General features: G+C 70.7%; 12 protein-coding genes. 10 read left to right on the forward strand and 2 right to left on the reverse strand.

From position 1 onward, the window contains the following. The first annotated feature begins 47 nt into the window (after nt 1-47). A complete protein-coding gene (locus tag ASF89_RS14730) occupies nt 48-1,568 on the forward strand; it encodes an LCP family protein (RefSeq protein ID WP_055816228.1) in 1,521 nt (506 codons plus the stop codon). A gap of 88 nt (nt 1,569-1,656) precedes the next feature. Here the strand turns inward: ASF89_RS14730 and ASF89_RS14735 are convergent, their stop codons facing one another. Next, on the reverse strand, nt 1,657-1,974 hold the full coding sequence (locus ASF89_RS14735) for a hypothetical protein (protein ID WP_055801742.1): 318 nt from the start codon (nt 1,972-1,974) through the stop codon (nt 1,657-1,659). A gap of 514 nt (nt 1,975-2,488) precedes the next feature. Here ASF89_RS14735 and chvE point away from each other — a divergent pair. The 8 genes from chvE to ASF89_RS14775 all read left to right on the forward strand — a co-directional run bounded on the left by chvE (nt 2,489) and on the right by ASF89_RS14775 (nt 14,093). Next, nucleotides 2,489-3,619: a multiple monosaccharide ABC transporter substrate-binding protein gene (gene chvE / locus ASF89_RS14740; RefSeq protein WP_082475427.1), complete on the forward strand. Its 1,131-nt coding sequence runs from the start codon at nt 2,489-2,491 to the stop codon at nt 3,617-3,619. A 100-nt stretch (nt 3,620-3,719) separates the two neighbouring features. Then, nucleotides 3,720-5,270, forward strand: a complete 1,551-nt coding sequence (gene mmsA, locus ASF89_RS14745) for a multiple monosaccharide ABC transporter ATP-binding protein (RefSeq protein WP_156357461.1) — start codon at nt 3,720-3,722, stop codon at nt 5,268-5,270. Then, a complete protein-coding gene (gene mmsB, locus ASF89_RS14750) occupies nt 5,257-6,525 on the forward strand; it encodes a multiple monosaccharide ABC transporter permease (protein WP_082475426.1) in 1,269 nt (422 codons plus the stop codon). The genes mmsA and mmsB overlap by 14 nt, the downstream gene beginning before the upstream one ends. 101 nt (nt 6,526-6,626) lie before the next feature. Then, nucleotides 6,627-7,634, forward strand: a complete 1,008-nt coding sequence (locus tag ASF89_RS14755; RefSeq protein WP_055816231.1) for a LacI family DNA-binding transcriptional regulator — start codon at nt 6,627-6,629, stop codon at nt 7,632-7,634. 47 nt (nt 7,635-7,681) lie between these two features. Next, on the forward strand, nt 7,682-8,692 hold the full coding sequence (locus ASF89_RS14760; RefSeq protein ID WP_055816234.1) for an LLM class flavin-dependent oxidoreductase: 1,011 nt from the start codon (nt 7,682-7,684) through the stop codon (nt 8,690-8,692). A gap of 86 nt (nt 8,693-8,778) precedes the next feature. Then, on the forward strand, nt 8,779-9,891 hold the full coding sequence (locus ASF89_RS14765) for a helix-turn-helix transcriptional regulator (RefSeq protein ID WP_055816237.1): 1,113 nt from the start codon (nt 8,779-8,781) through the stop codon (nt 9,889-9,891). 176 nt (nt 9,892-10,067) lie between these two features. Further along, entirely contained in the window at nt 10,068-13,226 is a 3,159-nt protein-coding gene (locus tag ASF89_RS14770; RefSeq protein ID WP_082490083.1) for a S8 family serine peptidase, read from the forward strand. Between the two features lie 189 nt (nt 13,227-13,415). Beyond that, entirely contained in the window at nt 13,416-14,093 is a 678-nt protein-coding gene (locus ASF89_RS14775) for an endonuclease/exonuclease/phosphatase family protein (RefSeq protein WP_055801787.1), read from the forward strand. A gap of 146 nt (nt 14,094-14,239) precedes the next feature. Here the strand turns inward: ASF89_RS14775 and ASF89_RS14780 are convergent, their stop codons facing one another. Then, nucleotides 14,240-14,521, reverse strand: a complete 282-nt coding sequence (locus ASF89_RS14780) for a hypothetical protein (RefSeq protein WP_055816243.1) — start codon at nt 14,519-14,521, stop codon at nt 14,240-14,242. Between the two features lie 311 nt (nt 14,522-14,832). On the opposite strand from ASF89_RS14780, the gene ASF89_RS14785 reads away from it, so the two are divergent. Next, the gene (locus ASF89_RS14785) at nt 14,833-15,669 is read left to right on the forward strand and encodes an aldo/keto reductase (protein WP_055816245.1); all 837 of its coding nucleotides are present in this window, start codon (nt 14,833-14,835) and stop codon (nt 15,667-15,669) included. Nucleotides 15,670-15,788: the final 119 nt, after the last annotated feature.

Raw genomic sequence — 15,788 nt, forward strand, 5'->3', positions numbered from 1 at the left:
GCGCTGATCGTCAGGAACGGTCACGGGTCGTCTGGTTACCATCGAGTGTGAGCAGACGATCCGAACGACACGACGAGACGGCGCCCCTCGAGGGCGGCCACGCCGCCGCGACGGACGACCGCACGCCTCCGCGGCACGCCAGAGGCCGTCGTCGCCGGGTCGTCGTGCTGCCCGCCGTTGCGGGTGTGCTCGCGGCCCTCCTGCTGCTCACCGGCGGCTACGCCACCTACAGCTACAACCGGTTCGTCGGCGGAGTCACGCACGTCGACGCGATCCCGTCGGCCGGCGACGACGGTGACGACGACGTCGACGGCGTGGCCCAGAACATCCTGCTGGTCGGCGACGATCACCGACCCGACAACGCCACCCCCGACGAGCTCGCGCTGCTGAGCACCGACTCCGACGGCGGAGCGTCGAACACCGACACGATGATCGTCCTGCACATCCCCGCCGACGGCTCGAGCGCCACCCTCATCTCGATGCCGCGCGACTCGTACGTCGAGATCCCGGGCTACGGGCAGAACAAGCTCAACGCGGCCTATTCGCTCGGCAAGGAGCACGGGGGCAGCGAGGCCGCCGGCGCGCAGCTGCTCATCCAGACCGTGCAGAACCTCACCGGTCTGACGATGGATCACTACGTGCGCGTGTCGCTCATCGGCTTCTACCGCGTCGTCGACGCGCTCGGCCCGGTCGACGTCTGCCTCAACCAGGCCGCTGTCGACAGCTTCTCGGGGGTGAATCTGCCCGCGGGGGTCTCGACGCTCGACGCCAAGCAGGCGCTGTCGTTCGTGCGCCAGCGGCACGGCCTCCCCGGCGGCGATCTCGACCGCCAGGTCCGTCAGCAGTACTTCCTCAGCGTCGAGGCCCGCAAGATCCTCTCGGCCGGCACCCTGCTGAACCCGACCAAGCTCGGCTCGGTGCTCGACGCCGTCAGCTCGTCGATGGAGACCGACTCGGGGCTGAACTTCCTGCAGCTGGCGAATCAGGTCAAGAACCTCCGGCCCGAGAACGTCCGATCGGCCACCATCCCGATCCTGGGCACGCCGACGATCTCGGTCGGCGGCTCGCCGCTGTCGATCGTCGAGGTCGACAAGGGCGCCATGCCCGGGTTCATCCAGGGGCTCGTGGGTCCGCCGCAGGCGTACACCGACGCCGTCGCGGCCGCGCCGGCCGACGTCTCGGTCAGTGTCGCCAACGCGAGCGGCGTCACAGGCGCCGCCACGACGGCCACCGAGGCCCTGGCTGCGGCGGGCTTCGTCACCGGCGCCCCGACGTCGGCGTCGGCGACGGCCGCGACGGTCGTGAACTACCCCGCGGGGCAGGAGGCCCAGGCCAAGGCGGTCGCCGCCTATCTGCCCGGAGCGGTCGCGGTCGCGTCGAGTCAGGTGACCGCCGTCACGGTCGTGCTCGGCAGCGACGGCATCACCGTGCAGCCGCCCGTCACCGAGACCCCCGAGCCCTCGACACCGGCCGAGACCACGGCGCCCGAGGCCACCGTCGCGCCCGAGCCCGCGCCGACGCCCACCCCGGCGGGCACGAGCTACGCGGCCGGCGCCTGCATCAACTGACCCTGACCCGATCGGGTGCGGTCGACCGAGGGTGCAGCGGTCGACCGGCCCTTGACCCTCGGGTGCGGTCAGCCCGCCGTGCAGCGGTCTAGGCCGGCATCGAGCGCGTGCCAACCGGGTCGGACTCCCAGGTCGTCGCCGAGACCGACCCTGGTGAGAGGCGGTGCAGAGCCGCCTCGAGTGCGCGACGCGTGCGGCGGGCCGATAGCTCGTCACGGACGACCATGTCGAAGCGGAGCATCTCCGTCGACTCGGTGAGCAGCACCGTGCCGGCGTCGGCGAGCTGCACGAGGTACTGGCCCTCGCCGACCCGGGCGGCGACGTGCTCGGAGAGCAGCCGCCGCGACAGCCAGAACAGACCGGCCGAGTCGTGCGCGGTGTGGACGGTGGCCGTCGCGGTGATCATGCGGACACTGTGCCGTGCCTTCCGCTCAGCGACGTGAACGGCGTGTGGCGAGCGTGTTAACCCCACAGGGGGTCAACCGACTTGACACGCGCCTGCGCAACGCGCATAGTTGGCGAGCGCTCGGATGTGAGCGCTCACATTGCAAGCAGTCCCTGACGAAGAGGTCACCTGTGAACACCAGCACCACAACCCGACGCGCGAGCCGCCGCCCCCTGGCCGCCCTCTCTTCGCCGCACCCCGTCGCCGACGGCCCGGCCCCGCGCCTCCTCGGCTGACTCCGGGCCCCGCGGCCGCCCCGATCACTCCGGTCGGAGCCCCGCACGTCGCCCCGAGCCTGCTCCGCAGCCGGCCCGGACGCGGCCTCAGCCCCGGCGGTCGCCTCCCCGTCGCACTCGACGCCCTCCCGTGTGACCGGTCACTTCGGCCGGATCGCCCCCCTCGACTCACCCTCACCCCCCTCCCACCGTCATCGACGACGTCGTCGAGATGACACGGACACCAAAGGAATCACACCGTGAAGAACAAGAAGATCCTCGCCGGCATCGTCGCCGTCGGCCTCGTCACGTCGCTGGCAGCCTGCTCGGGCGGCGGCGGCCGTGGCGCCGACTCCGGCAGCGGAGACACCGGCGGAGACAACGCGGGCGCCCTCGTCGGCGTCGCGATGCCCACCAAGGTCTCCGAGCGCTGGATCAAGGACGGCGACGCCGTCAAGAGCGCGCTGGAGGACAAGGGCTACAAGGTCGACCTCGAGTACGCCGACAACAAGATCCCCCAGCAGGTCCAGCAGGTCAGCAACATGATCACCAAGGGTGCGAAGGTCCTGATCGTCGCCTCGATCGACGGCGGCTCGCTCAGCGACCAGCTCGACCAGGCCGCCGCGGCCGGAATCCCCGTCATCTCGTACGACCGTCTGCTGACCGGCAACGAGAACGTCGACTACTACGTGTCGTTCGACAACTACAAGGTCGGCGTCGACCAGGCGACCAGCCTCCTCACCGGTCTCGGCCTCGCCGACGCCGACGGCAAGAAGATCGACGGCGCTGACAAGAAGACGATCGAGCTCTTCGCCGGCAGCCCCGACGACAACAACGCGACCTTCTTCTTCAACGGCGCGATGGACACCCTGAAGCCCTACATCGAAGACGGCACCATCACGGTGGGCTCCGGCCAGACCGAGTTCACGCAGGTCGCCACCCAGCAGTGGGACCCGGCCACGGCCAAGGCCCGCATGCAGAACCTCATCGCGTCGACCTACTCGGGCGGCACGAAGCTCGACGGCGTGCTGTCGCCCTACGACGGCATCTCGATCGGCATCATCTCGGCCCTCGAGGGTGCCGGCTACAGCTCCGACGCGCTCCCGGTCGTGACCGGCCAGGACGCCGAGGCCGCCTCGGTCAAGTCGATCATCGCCGGTCAGCAGTACTCGACCATCTACAAGGACACCCGTCAGCTCGCCGACCAGTCCGTCGTGATGGCCGACGACATCCTCCAGGGCGAGACGCCCGAGACGAACGACGACAAGACGTACGACAACGGCGAGAAGGTCGTGCCGACGTACCTCTTCCAGCCGACGATCGTCACGAAGGACAACTACGAAGAGGTCCTCGTCGACAGCGGCTACTTCACCGAGGCCGACCTCAAGTAGGTCGCCCCGCCCCCCGGGGCGCAGGAGGCGCGGGGCACCCGTGCCGCGCCTCCTGCGCCCCACAGCTCCGCCCCCACCCCATGCACGAGAGAAGGAACACGTGGCGAACACGATCCTCGAGATGCGCGACATCACGAAGACGTTCCCCGGCGTCAAGGCCCTGCAGAACGTCACGCTGGAGGTCGAGCGCGGCCAGGTCCACGCGATCTGCGGCGAGAACGGCGCCGGCAAGTCGACGCTGATGAAGGTGCTGTCGGGGGTCTACCCCTCGGGTTCCTTCGACGGCCAGATCCTGCTCGACGGCCAGCCCGTCGACTTCAAGAACATCAACGACTCCGAGGCCGCCGGCGTCGTCATCATCCACCAGGAGCTCGCGCTGAGCCCGTTCCTGTCGATCGCCGAGAACATCTTCCTCGGCAACGAGCAGTCCAAGGGCGGCTTCATCGACTGGAACAAGACCAACCTCGACGCCGCGGGCCTGCTGGCCCGCGTCGGGCTGCGCGACAACCCCGTGACGAAGGTCACCGACATCGGCGTGGGCAAGCAGCAGCTGGTCGAGATCGCCAAGGCGCTCTCGAAGAAGGTCAAGCTGCTGATCCTCGACGAGCCGACGGCGGCCCTGAACGACGACGACTCCGCCCACCTGCTCGACCTCATCAAGAGCCTGCAGGGGCAGGGCATCACGTCGATCATCATCAGTCACAAGCTGAACGAGATCAAGGCGATCGCCGACAAGGTCACCATCATCCGCGATGGCAAGACGATCGAGACCCTCGACATGCACGCCGGCGAGGTCACCGAGGACCGCATCATCAAGGGCATGGTCGGCCGCGACCTCGAGAGCCGGTACCCCGCTCACGAGTCGAACGTCGGCGAGGAGCTCCTCCGCATCGAGGACTGGACCGTCCACCACCCGCTCGACGCGACCCGCGAGATCATCCACCAGGCCAACCTGAACGTGAAGGCCGGCGAGATCGTCGGCATCGCGGGCCTCATGGGCGCCGGTCGGACCGAGCTCGCCATGAGCGTCTTCGGCAAGAGCTACGGCACCGGCATCTCGGGTACCGTCTACAAGCGGGGCGAGAAGATCGACACCAGCACCGTGAGCAAGGCCATCAAGGCCGGTCTCGCGTACGCGACCGAGGACCGCAAGAAGTACGGTCTCAACCTGATCGACGACATCACCCGCAACGTCTCGGGCTCGGCCCTCCGCAAGCTGGCGAAGTCCGGCTTCGTCAACAGCTCCGAAGAGAGCCGCGTCGCCGAGGGCTACCGCAAGAGCATGAACATCAAGGCGCCGAACGTGGCCGCCCTGACGGGCAAGCTCTCGGGCGGCAACCAGCAGAAGGTCGTGCTGTCGAAGTGGATGTACACCGACCCCGACGTGCTGATCCTCGACGAGCCCACCCGAGGCATCGACGTCGGCGCGAAGTACGAGATCTACACGATCATCAACCAGCTCGCGGACGCCGGCAAGGGAGTGATCGTCATCTCGAGCGAGCTGCCCGAGCTGCTCGGCATCTGCGACCGCGTCTACACCCTCTCGGAGGGACGCATCACGGCCGACGTGCCGATCGCCGAGGCGACCCCCGAGTTCCTCCTGAAGTACATGACCCTCGAACGAGAGAGCCCCGTCAATGAGCGCGCCTAGCCCCACCCAGGCCACCGACCCGAAGCCCACGGGCGGGTCGCCCACCTCCCGTCAGCCGCAGAGCGGCTCCGGCGGCAACCCCCTCGTCGGTGCGGTCTCGTACCTCGGCGGGCAGCTCCGCCAGATCGGCCTCTTCATCGCGCTGATCGTGATCGTGCTGTTCTTCCAGGTCACGACCGACGGCATCACGCTCGCGCCGATCAACGTGTCGAACCTGGTCGTCCAGAACAGCTACATCCTGATCCTGGCCATCGGCATGGTGATGGTGATCATCGCCGGTCACATCGACCTCTCGGTCGGTTCGATCGTCGCGTTCACCGGCGCCATGGCCGGCGTCATGATCACCCAGTGGGGTCTGCCCTGGCCTCTGGCCGTCGTGCTCTGCCTCATCCTCGGCGGTCTCGTCGGCGCCTGGCAGGGGTTCTGGATCGCCTACTTCGGCATCCCGGCGTTCATCGTCACCCTGGCGGGCATGCTCGCCTTCCGCGGTGCGGCTCAGATCGCCCTGCAGGGTCAGCAGATCTCGCCCTTCCCCCAGGGGTTCCGCGACATCGGCTCGGGCTTCCTGCCGGCGTTCGGCACGACCGGCTACGAGCCGCTGACCCTCGTGCTCGGCGCGATCGCATCCGTCGCCCTGATCGGCACCGGTCTCCGCGGTCGGGCCACGCGGCGCAAGTACCAGCTCGAGGACGAGCCCTTCCTGTGGTTCATCACGAAGATGGTCTTCACGGTCGCCCTCGTCATGTACATCGGGTTCCTCCTCGCCAGCTACTCGGGCACCCCGATCGTCCTCGTCGTCCTCGCGGTCCTCGTCGTCGTGTACTCCACGGTCATGAAGAACTCGGTCTTCGGCCGCCACGTCTACGCCATCGGCGGCAACCTGCACGCCGCCGAGCTGTCGGGCATCAAGACGAAGCGGGTCACGTTCCTGCTCTTCGTCAACATGGGCGTCATCTCGGCCCTCGCCGGCCTGGTCTTCACCGGTCAGCTGAACCTCGCCAGCCCGAGCGCCGGAAACGGCTTCGAGCTCGACGCCATCGCCGCGGTCTTCATCGGCGGTGCGGCGGTCACCGGCGGCATCGGCACCGTCACCGGCGCCATCGTCGGCGGTCTGATCATCGGAATCCTCAACAACGGCATGTCGATCCTCGGCGTCGGCACCGAGTACCAGTCCCTCATCAAGGGCCTCGTGCTGCTCGCCGCGGTCGCGTTCGACGTCTTCAACAAGCGTCGCGCCGCCTCGGCAGGCAAGTAGAGCGACCACCCCAGGAGGCGCGGTTCCCGATCGAGGGGGCCGCGCCTCCTCGTCGTCCGGGCCCGTCCGACCCGCGAAACGAACAGATCTAGGATCATCTCGTGGCAACCCTCTTCGACGTCGCGGCCGCGGCCGGCGTCTCGCATCAGACCGTCTCGAGGGTCGTGAACGGCGATCCGTCGGTGAGGCCGGCGACGAAGGCGAAGGTCGACACGGCCATCGACGAGCTCAACTACCGGCCGAGTCTCGCGGCCCGCGCCCTCGCCAGCCGCAGGACGACCTCGCTCGGCCTGATCAGCACCGGGTTCCCGTACTACGGCCCCTCGAGCACGATGCACGGCTTCAACGGCGCCGCGCGCCGGGCCGGCTATCAGGTCTCGATGGCCACCCTCGACGTCGCCGACCGGAAGGGCATGCAGCAGGCCCTCGACTCGCTGCTGGGTCAGAACGTCGCCGCCCTCGTGCTGATCGCCCCCGACCCCGAGGTGCTGCGGGTGCTCCGCCGGGCCGATCTGTCGGTGCCGCTCGTCACGGCCGACAGCGAGGCCGAGCCCGGGCACCACACCGTGTCGCTCGATCAGGTCGCGGGCGCGGAGTCCGCCGTCGAGCACCTGGTCGCGCTCGGTCACACGCGCATCGCGCATCTGGCCGGGCCCGAGGGCTGGATGGACGGCCGCGACCGCGAACGGGGCTGGCGCGAAGCCTGCACGCGACTCGGACTCGAGCCGTCGGTGCTGCTGCGGGGCGACTGGACCCCGGCCTCGGGTCACGGGGTCGGCCGCGAGATCGTCGAGAGGGTCGCCCGCGACGAGGTGACCGCCGTGTTCTGCGGCAACGACCAGATGGCGCTCGGCCTCATGCACGCCCTCGCCGAGGCCGGCGTCTCGGTGCCCGGCGACGTCAGCATCGTCGGGTTCGACGACATCCCCGAGGCGGCGCACTTCCTGCCGCCGCTGACGACCGTCCGGCAGGACTTCGAGGCGCTCGGCCGACTCATCATGACGACGGTCGAGGCCGTTCTCGCCGGCGACTCCACGCCCGTGGCCTCGCTGCCCACCCAGCTCGTCGCGCGCGCCTCGACGGCGCCGCCCCGCACCGTCGCCGACTAGAGGCCGCGCGCGGGCATGAACCGCGCCTCCTCGGTGTTGGCACCCGCATGAGCATTCCCCTCTCGATCCTCGACCTCGCCCCCGTCGCCCCCGGAGAGACGGTGCGCGACAGCTTCGCCGCCTCCGTGGCCCTCGCACAGCAGGCCGAGGCGAGCGGGTACCGGCGGGTCTGGTACGCCGAGCACCACAACATGGCGTCGATCGCGTCGAGCGCGACGTCGGTGCTGATCGCCCACATCGCCAGCCAGACGTCCACCATCCGTCTCGGCTCGGGCGGCGTCATGCTGCCGAACCACTCGCCGCTGACCATCGCCGAGCAGTTCGGCACGCTCGAGACGCTGCACCCGGGCCGCATCGACCTCGGCCTCGGGCGGGCGCCCGGCAGCGACCAGGCGACGTTCCGCGCGCTGCGCCGCGACCCCGCGTCGTCCGAGCGGTTCCCGCAGGACATCCTCGAGCTGCAGGCGTTCCTCGCCGGCGAGTCGCGGGTGGCCGGCGTCCAGGCGGTCCCCGGCGGAGGCACGAACGTGCCGTTGTACATCCTCGGATCGTCGCTGTTCGGGGCGAAGCTCGCCGCGGCCCTGGGTCTGCCCTACGCGTTCGCCTCGCACTTCGCGCCCGGCGACCTGATCGACGCGGTGACCGCCTACCGCCGCGAGTTCCAGCCGTCCGAGCAGCTCGCCGAGCCGTACGTCATCGCCGCGGTGAACGCCGTCGTGGCCGACGACGCGGACGACGCCGACGCCCAGTTCGCGGTCGTGAAGCGGCAGCGTCTGCTGATGCTGCTGCGGCAGAGCGGTCAGATCGACGTCGCCCGCGAGTTCGACGACGCCGAGCTCGACCACCTGCTGCGCACCCCGGTGGGGCAGCACGTGCAGACGATGACGACCTACACAGCGGTCGGGACCCCGTCCGAGTCGCGCGAGTACATGGAGCAGTTCGCCCGCACGGCGCAGGCCGACGAGCTGATCGTCGCGCACGCCGGGTCCTCGAAGGAGGTGCGGCTGCGGTCGGTCGCGCTGCTCGCCGAGGCCATGGAGCTCGCACCCGCCGCGTGACCCGCCGGGGCGCTGCGCGCTCCGCCGCATGACCCGCCGGGGCGACGCGCGCTCGGTCTCCGCGCGCCGCGGCTAGGGTCGAGCGCATGAGTCTGCCCGAGCTCTCGGCGCTCGGGGTCGACGAGGTCGCCGCCGAGGTGCTCGAGGTCGTCCTGGCCGAGCCCGACGGCGTCGTGCTCGACGACGTCGCCGCCGCCCTGCCCGTGATCGACCGGGGAGCGGTCGCGGTGGCCCTCGAGCAGCTGCGTCAGCTCGGTCTCGTGCACCGCGGGGCCGCGGCTCCGGCCCCGTCGCCGCGCTCCGATCAGCGGCCCGCCCCCGAGGGGCGCTGGGCCGCCATCGACCCCCGGGTCTCGGTGCCGGCCCTCGTGACGAAGCGGGCCGACGCGCTCTCCGCGGCCCGCGCCTCCACGGCCGTCCTCGCCGAGCTGTTCGACGAGACGCGCCGCCTCGCCGACCCGTCGGCCACGACGCGGACGCTCGTCGGCGGGGCGGCCGTCGGCGACTGGTACTCGCGGCTCGAGCTGACGGCGACCCGCTCGTTCCTGGCCTTCGACCGCCCGCCGTACGTGGTCGCCGGCAACGAGGCGACCGAGCGGACGGCGCTGGCCCGCGGGGTCCGCTGGCGGGCCGTCTACACGATCGACAGCTTCGGGGCCGACGGCCGGTGGCAGGGGGTCCGCCGACTCGGCGGTCACGGCGAGGAGGCGCGGCTCACCGACTCCCTGCCCGTCAAGCTGGCCGTCGCGGACGAACGCATCGCCCTCGTCTCGCTCGGGCACGACCCGGCCGCGCCCGAGGCGCTCGTCACCGAGTCGCCCGCCCTCGTCGCGGCGCTCGTCGAGCTGTTCGAGCAGCGATGGCGCTCGGCCGTGCCCGTGCCCGTCGAGCGCGCCCCCGACGACGGCGTGCCCGGCCCGGCCTCGAGCGACTGGGCCCTGATCGCCGCCCGCGTCGCCGACGAGGGCCTGGCGGCGTCCGGGGGAGCGGCCACGGGAGGGTCACGACGTCCGCCGAGCGCCGACGAGCGCGACCTCGTGGCGCTCGTCGCGGCCGGGGCGACCGACGAGGTCGTGGCCCAGCGGCTGGGCGTGTCGGTCCGGACGGTGCGTCGGCGTCTGCATGAGCTGCTCGCCGAGCTCGGAGCGACGAACCGCTTCCACGCCGGCGTCGAGGCGTCGCGGCGAGGCTGGATCTGACGTCGGCCCTTCGGCGGACACGGTGTCCCCCGAACAGGTCACGACAGGTAAACAAACCGGCCTGACCCGGCCAGTGGCATCGATCGGCCAGCACCCCCGCTTGAGGGGCAGATGAATTCTCAGGTAACTCTTACTCGACGACTTCGCCATGGGGGCGACAGCGTCGGAAGGCACCCGTGATCATTCCATCCGGCCCTCGTCGGCCGAAAGTCCCTCTCTCCGCGCTCCTCCTGTCGGGTCTCGTGGCCACCGGTCTCGTCGGCGCGGGCGTCGTCGCCCTGCCGGCGTCGTCGGCCGTCGCAGCCGAGGGGCCGGCCGTCGTCGGCGACACGTCGTTCTCGGCGGGCAAGTACATCGTCACGCTCCGCGAGCCGGCGGCCGCGACCTACGAGGGCGGCACGGCCGGCCTCCCGGCGACTGCGACGCCCGAGGGCACGCGACTCGACGCCCGCGCCGCTCCAGTGCAAAAATACAGCGATCACCTCGAGGAGACCCAGGCGGACGTCGCCGCAGCGGTCGGCGCCTCGGTGGACGCCCACTACTCGGTCACGACCAACGCGTTCGCGGCCGATCTCACGGCCGACCAGGCCCGGTCGCTCGCCGCCGACCCGACGGTCGCCGCCGTGTCGAAGAACGAGCTGCTGAAGCTGCAGGCGACACCGTCGACGGAGTTCCTCGGACTCGGCGACGCCCAGGGCGCCGGCGGCGTCTGGGACTCGCTCGGCGGTCAGGACGCCGCGGGCGACGGCGTCGTCGTCGGCATCATCGACTCCGGCATCGCCGCCGGCAACGCGTCGTTCGCCGGCGACCCGCTCGGCGCCGCCAGCGAGACGGAGCCGCACCTCGAGGGCGACGCGACCGTCTACCCGCGCGGCGACGGGGGCACCTTCCGGGGCGTCTGCCAGACCGGCGTGCAGTTCACCGCCGCCGACTGCAACACGAAGCTGATCGGCGCCCGCTACTTCGTCGACGGCTTCGGGGTCGGCAACATCGGCACGGAGGAGCAGGGCGAGTACCTCTCGCCCCGTGACGGCAACGGGCACGGCTCGCACACGGCCTCGACCGCGGCCGGCAACGCCGACGTCGAGGCCCAGGTCGCCGGGCGCGACTTCGGCACGATCTCGGGCGTCGCGCCCGCGGCGAAGATCGCCGCCTACAAGGTCTGCTGGGACGGCCCCGACCGCGTGTCGACCGACGACGACGGCTGCGCCACCCTCGACCTGATCGCCGCGATCGAGGCGGCCGTCACCGACGGCGTCGACGTCATCAACTACTCCATCGGCGGGGGCGGCGCCACGAGCACCTACTCGGCCACCGACCAGGCGTTCCTCGGAGCGGCCTCGGCCGGCGTCTTCGTCGCCGCCTCGGCCGGCAACGACGGCCCCACGGCCACCACCGCGGACAACGCCGCGCCCTGGATCACCACCGTCGCCGCCAGCACGATCCCGAGCTACTCGGCGACCGCCCGCACCGGCGACGGCATCTCGTACCTCGGCGGTTCGATCACGGTCCCCGTCGGAACGGACGGCCTGACCGGGACGCTGGTCGACTCGCAGGCGGTCAAGCTCGCCTCGGCGACGACCGCCGACGCCCTGCTCTGCACGCCGGGCACGCTCGACGCCTCGCTCGTGCCCGACGACGCCGTGGTCCTCTGCGACCGCGGAGTGGTCGGCCGCACCGACAAGAGCGCCGAGGTCGACCGGGTCGGCGGCATCGCGATGCTGCTGGTCAACAAGACCCCGAGCTCCGTCGACCTCGACGAGCACGTCATCCCGACCGTCCACGTCGACGCCGAGGGCTACACGGCCCTCCACGCCTACGCGGCCACCGAGGGCGCGACCGTCACCCTCCTCGACGGCAACCCCGACGCCCTGCCCGAGCCCGCGACCCCGCAGATCGCCGGCTTCTCGTCTCGCGGCCCGGTCACGGCCGACGGCGGCAACCTGCTGAAGCCCGACATCTCGGCCCCCGGAGTGGCGATCCTCGCCGACGGCGCGAACGCCGCCGGCGAGGAGGGCTCGTACGAGTTCCTCTCGGGCACGTCGATGTCGTCGCCCCACATCGCCGGTCTCGCCGCGCTCTACCTGTCGGCGCATCCCGACTGGTCGCCCAGCGAGGTCAAGTCGGCCATGATGACGACGGCCTACGACCTGGTCGGAGCCGACGGCCGGCCGAACCGCGACGTCTTCGCGCAGGGCGCCGGCCACGTCGACCCGACGAGGTTCCTCGACCCGGGTCTGCTCTACGAGAACGGCCCCGATCAGTGGCAGGCCTACGTCGACTCGATCGGCACGGTCGAGGGCACTGACTCGTCGATGAACCTCCCGTCGATCAGCGTCGGATCCCTCGCGGGCACGGCGACGGTCACGCGCACCGTCACGGCCACCGGCGCGGGCACGTACACCGCGGCGCCGGTCGAGATGCCGGGCGTCTCGGTCGAGGTCTCGCCCTCGACCCTCTCCTTCGCCCAGGAGGGCGAGAAGAAGGAGTACTCGGTCACCTTCACCCGCACCACGGCGGCGCTCGACGAGTTCGCCACCGGACATCTGACCTGGAGCGACGGCAGCCACGACGTGGGGAGCCCGCTGGCCGTGCGTCCCGTCCAGCTCGACGCCGCCTCCGAGATCAGCGGAGAGGGCGCCTCGGGCGAGGCCGCTCTCGACGTGACGGCCGGCGACGCGCTGACGCTGCCGCTCGAGACCGAGGGGCTCGTCGAGGGGTCCGTCGCCACCGGCTCGGGCACGGCCGGGGGCGAGCCCGCGCTCGTGCCGCTGACCGTCGCCGAGGGGACGACCCACGGCCGCTTCGTGCTCGACTCCGCCGACGACACGGCCGATCTCGATCTGCTGCTCTACTCGGCGGACGAGGCCGGTGAGCCCGACACCCTGGTCGACTACGCGGCGACGGGATCCGCCGACGAGCAGCTCGACGTCGAGGCGCCCGAGGCCGGCAGCTACGTGCTGATGGTCGACTTCTACTCGGGGGCCGGCGACCTCGGCTACACGCTGACGTCGTACCTCCTCGACCCGGCGCAGGCCGTCGGCGGCTTCGCGGTCGACCCCGCGACCCTCGACGCGGCGCTCGGCGAGACGACGACGGTCACGACCTCGTGGTCGGGGCTCGACTACGACTCCAGCTATCTGGGCCGGGTCTCGTACGGCGACACCGGCACCGTCACCTACGTGACGGTCGCCTCGGGCGCCGAGCCCGAACCGGAGGAGCCGCCCACCGAGCCCGGCACACCGGGGCACGGATGGGACCTCGGCGCGATCCTCGACTGGATCTGGAACGCCATCGGCGGCCTGATCCACCACTGGTGGCCGCGCTGGCGCTGAGCCGCCGCTGACGGCGCGCGGCCCTGAGCCCCGCGTCGGATGGTGACCAGGAGGCGGTCCGCACCTGTCGAGAGACGGTGCGGACCGCCTCCTGCCTGTTCGCAGAGCGAAGAACCCACCCGATCTGCACGTCCGCGAAACGTGAGTGGGCTAGGTTCGGTCCCCGTGAACGAAGAAGACGGCAACTCGATGCGCGTGATCAGCTACAACCTGCGCGAGCACACGGCCAAGGGCGAGATCGAGGCCCTGGCGCGGGATCACCGGGCCGACGTGCTCTGCCTGCAGGAGGCCGACACGAACGACATCCCCGAGCGACTCGGCGACCTGGTGCTGGCGGCGTCCACCCGCAACAACCGTCTGGGCCTCGCCGCCTACTACCGGCCCGACCGCTTCGAGCTGCTGGGCTCCCAGGTCTACGCCCTGAAGAAGTCGATGCACGACCGGGTCATGTCGCCCGCGCACGAACGGCTCCTGGCCATGCATCTCGCCGACCGCGTCTCGAAGACCGACGTGCTCGTCGGGTCGTTCCACGCGGCGCCCCTGACGGCGTCGAACGGGCTGCGGCGGAAGCAGGTCTCGTCGGCGCACGAGCTGATGCGCGCGCTGGCCCCCGGCGTGCCGATGCTCATGGTGGGCGACTTCAACTACCCCTGGTTCCACCAGGGGCTCCGCAAGCAGATCGAACGCGACGGGTTCATCCTCACCCGCAGCGACACGCCTACCTATCTCGGCTACCGCTACGTCAAGGGGCACTTCGACTTCGCGACGAGCATCGACCTCACGATCGACGACATCGTCACGCTGCCGGCGGGGATCTCCGACCACCGGCCGATCCTCGTCCGCGCGCAGGGGCTGCTGACCGCCTGACGGCCGGTGCGCCGCCCGCGTGGCGGATCGCTCGCGGGGCTCACCGCCGGCACGGCGGATCGCTCGCACGGCGAACCGCCCGCACGGCGAGGCCGTGCGGGCGGTTCGTCGTCACTCCCGCGACCGTGGGGGTCGCGTCGGATCGATCAGGCGGCGAGGAGCAGCGCCTCGGCGTCGACCGAGTAGGCCTGCACGATGGTGCGGCTCGGCTCGCGGCGCCAGCTGCGGCCGGGGATGACCCAGCCCTCGGTGCCCGAGACCGTGACGGTCGAGCCGACGCGCACGGCGTCGGTGACGACGTCGCTCCATGCGCGGACGGCGAACTCGGCGCCACGGTCGTCGACGACGACGAACTCGACGAGGCGGGCGGTGGTCAGGGTGGGGACGGTCGTGACCGTCCCGGTGATGGTGGTGATGGTGTTCTTCATGATGCGTTCTCTCGATGTGCTCTGCGGCACGCGGCGTTCTCGGCTCGCGTGGGCCGTCGGGATGCGACGGCGGTTCGGACGGTGTCCGGTCGGGCCCGTGTCACGATCACCGGAGGAGTGAGCACCTGGTGAGGTGGCTCCGATGATGTCGGGCTGTTCGGATCAGATGGCCGGTGTGGACTCGGCTGCTGCTGTTCCGGGAACGATCAGAGTAGATCTGCTCCAAGCGACTCACGACAGTAACACGCCCGGGCTGCAGACACCAGAGCCAATCTGGAAGCCTGGACAGCTTCCGGGTGTTGGCTTCTCACATGACCACGATCCCCACCATCACTCTGAACAACGGCATCCAGATCCCCCAGCTCGGGTTCGGCGTCTACCAGGTCGACCCGGCCGAGACGAAGGACGCCACCCTCACCGCGTTCGAGGTCGGCTACCGCCACATCGACACCGCCGAGATGTACGGCAACGAGGCAGGCGTCGGCGAGGCCATCGCCGAGAGCGGCCTCGACCGCAGCGACATCTTCGTCACCTCGAAGCTCAACAACGGCTTCCACAAGCGCGACGACGCGCTGAAGGCGTTCGACGGGACCCTCGAGGCCCTCAAGCAGGACTACGTCGACCTGTTCCTCATCCACTGGCCCCTGCCCGGCATCGACGTCGACTACATCGAGACGTGGAAGGCCATGGAGGAGATCCACGCCAGCGGCCGCGCCAAGTCCATCGGCGTCTCGAACTTCCAGCAGCCGCACCTCGAGCGCGTGATCGCCGAGGGCTCGGTCGTGCCGGTCGTGAACCAGATCGAGGTGCACCCGTACCTGACGCAGGACCCGCTCCGCGAGTTCGGCGTGTCGAAGGGCATCCACACCGAGGCCTGGTCGCCCATCGCCCAGGGCGGCGTCCTGAAAGACGAGACGATCACCGAGATCGCCGAGCGAGTCGGCAAGTCGACCGCCCAGGTCACGCTCCGCTGGCACATCCAGCGCGGCGACATCGTGTTCCCGAAGTCGGTCACGCGCTCGCGCGTCGAAGAGAACTTCGCGCTGTTCGACTTCGAGCTGACCGACGCGGACGTCGCCGCCATCACGGCCCTGAACAAGGACGAGCGCACGGGCCCGAACCCCGACGAGTTCAACTACATCCCGTAAGCGGCCCCCGCTTCGAGACACCCACCGGGTCGTCGCGCCTCGTGCGCGGCGGCCCGGTCGTCGTCTGCGGCGCGGGTCGGCCGTACCCGGAGCGGGCCCCCGCGACCCGGTCGCCGTCA

The organism is Frigoribacterium sp. Leaf172 (genome assembly GCF_001424285.1).
In the GTDB taxonomy this organism is placed as follows: Bacteria; Actinomycetota; Actinomycetes; order Actinomycetales; family Microbacteriaceae; genus Frigoribacterium.

What these genes read in the sequence shown, in the direction of transcription:
- ASF89_RS14735 (WP_055801742.1), bottom strand. Translation starts at nt 1,974, where the DNA reads ATGATCACCGCGACGGCCACCGTCCACACCGCGCACGACTCGGCCGGT.
- mmsB (WP_082475426.1), top strand. Translation starts at nt 5,257, where the DNA reads ATGAGCGCGCCTAGCCCCACCCAGGCCACCGACCCGAAGCCCACGGGC.
- ASF89_RS14760 (WP_055816234.1), top strand. Translation starts at nt 7,682, where the DNA reads ATGAGCATTCCCCTCTCGATCCTCGACCTCGCCCCCGTCGCCCCCGGA.
- ASF89_RS14765 (WP_055816237.1), top strand. Translation starts at nt 8,779, where the DNA reads ATGAGTCTGCCCGAGCTCTCGGCGCTCGGGGTCGACGAGGTCGCCGCC.
- ASF89_RS14775 (WP_055801787.1), top strand. Translation starts at nt 13,416, where the DNA reads ATGCGCGTGATCAGCTACAACCTGCGCGAGCACACGGCCAAGGGCGAG.
- ASF89_RS14780 (WP_055816243.1), bottom strand. Translation starts at nt 14,521, where the DNA reads ATGAAGAACACCATCACCACCATCACCGGGACGGTCACGACCGTCCCC.
- ASF89_RS14785 (WP_055816245.1), top strand. Translation starts at nt 14,833, where the DNA reads ATGACCACGATCCCCACCATCACTCTGAACAACGGCATCCAGATCCCC.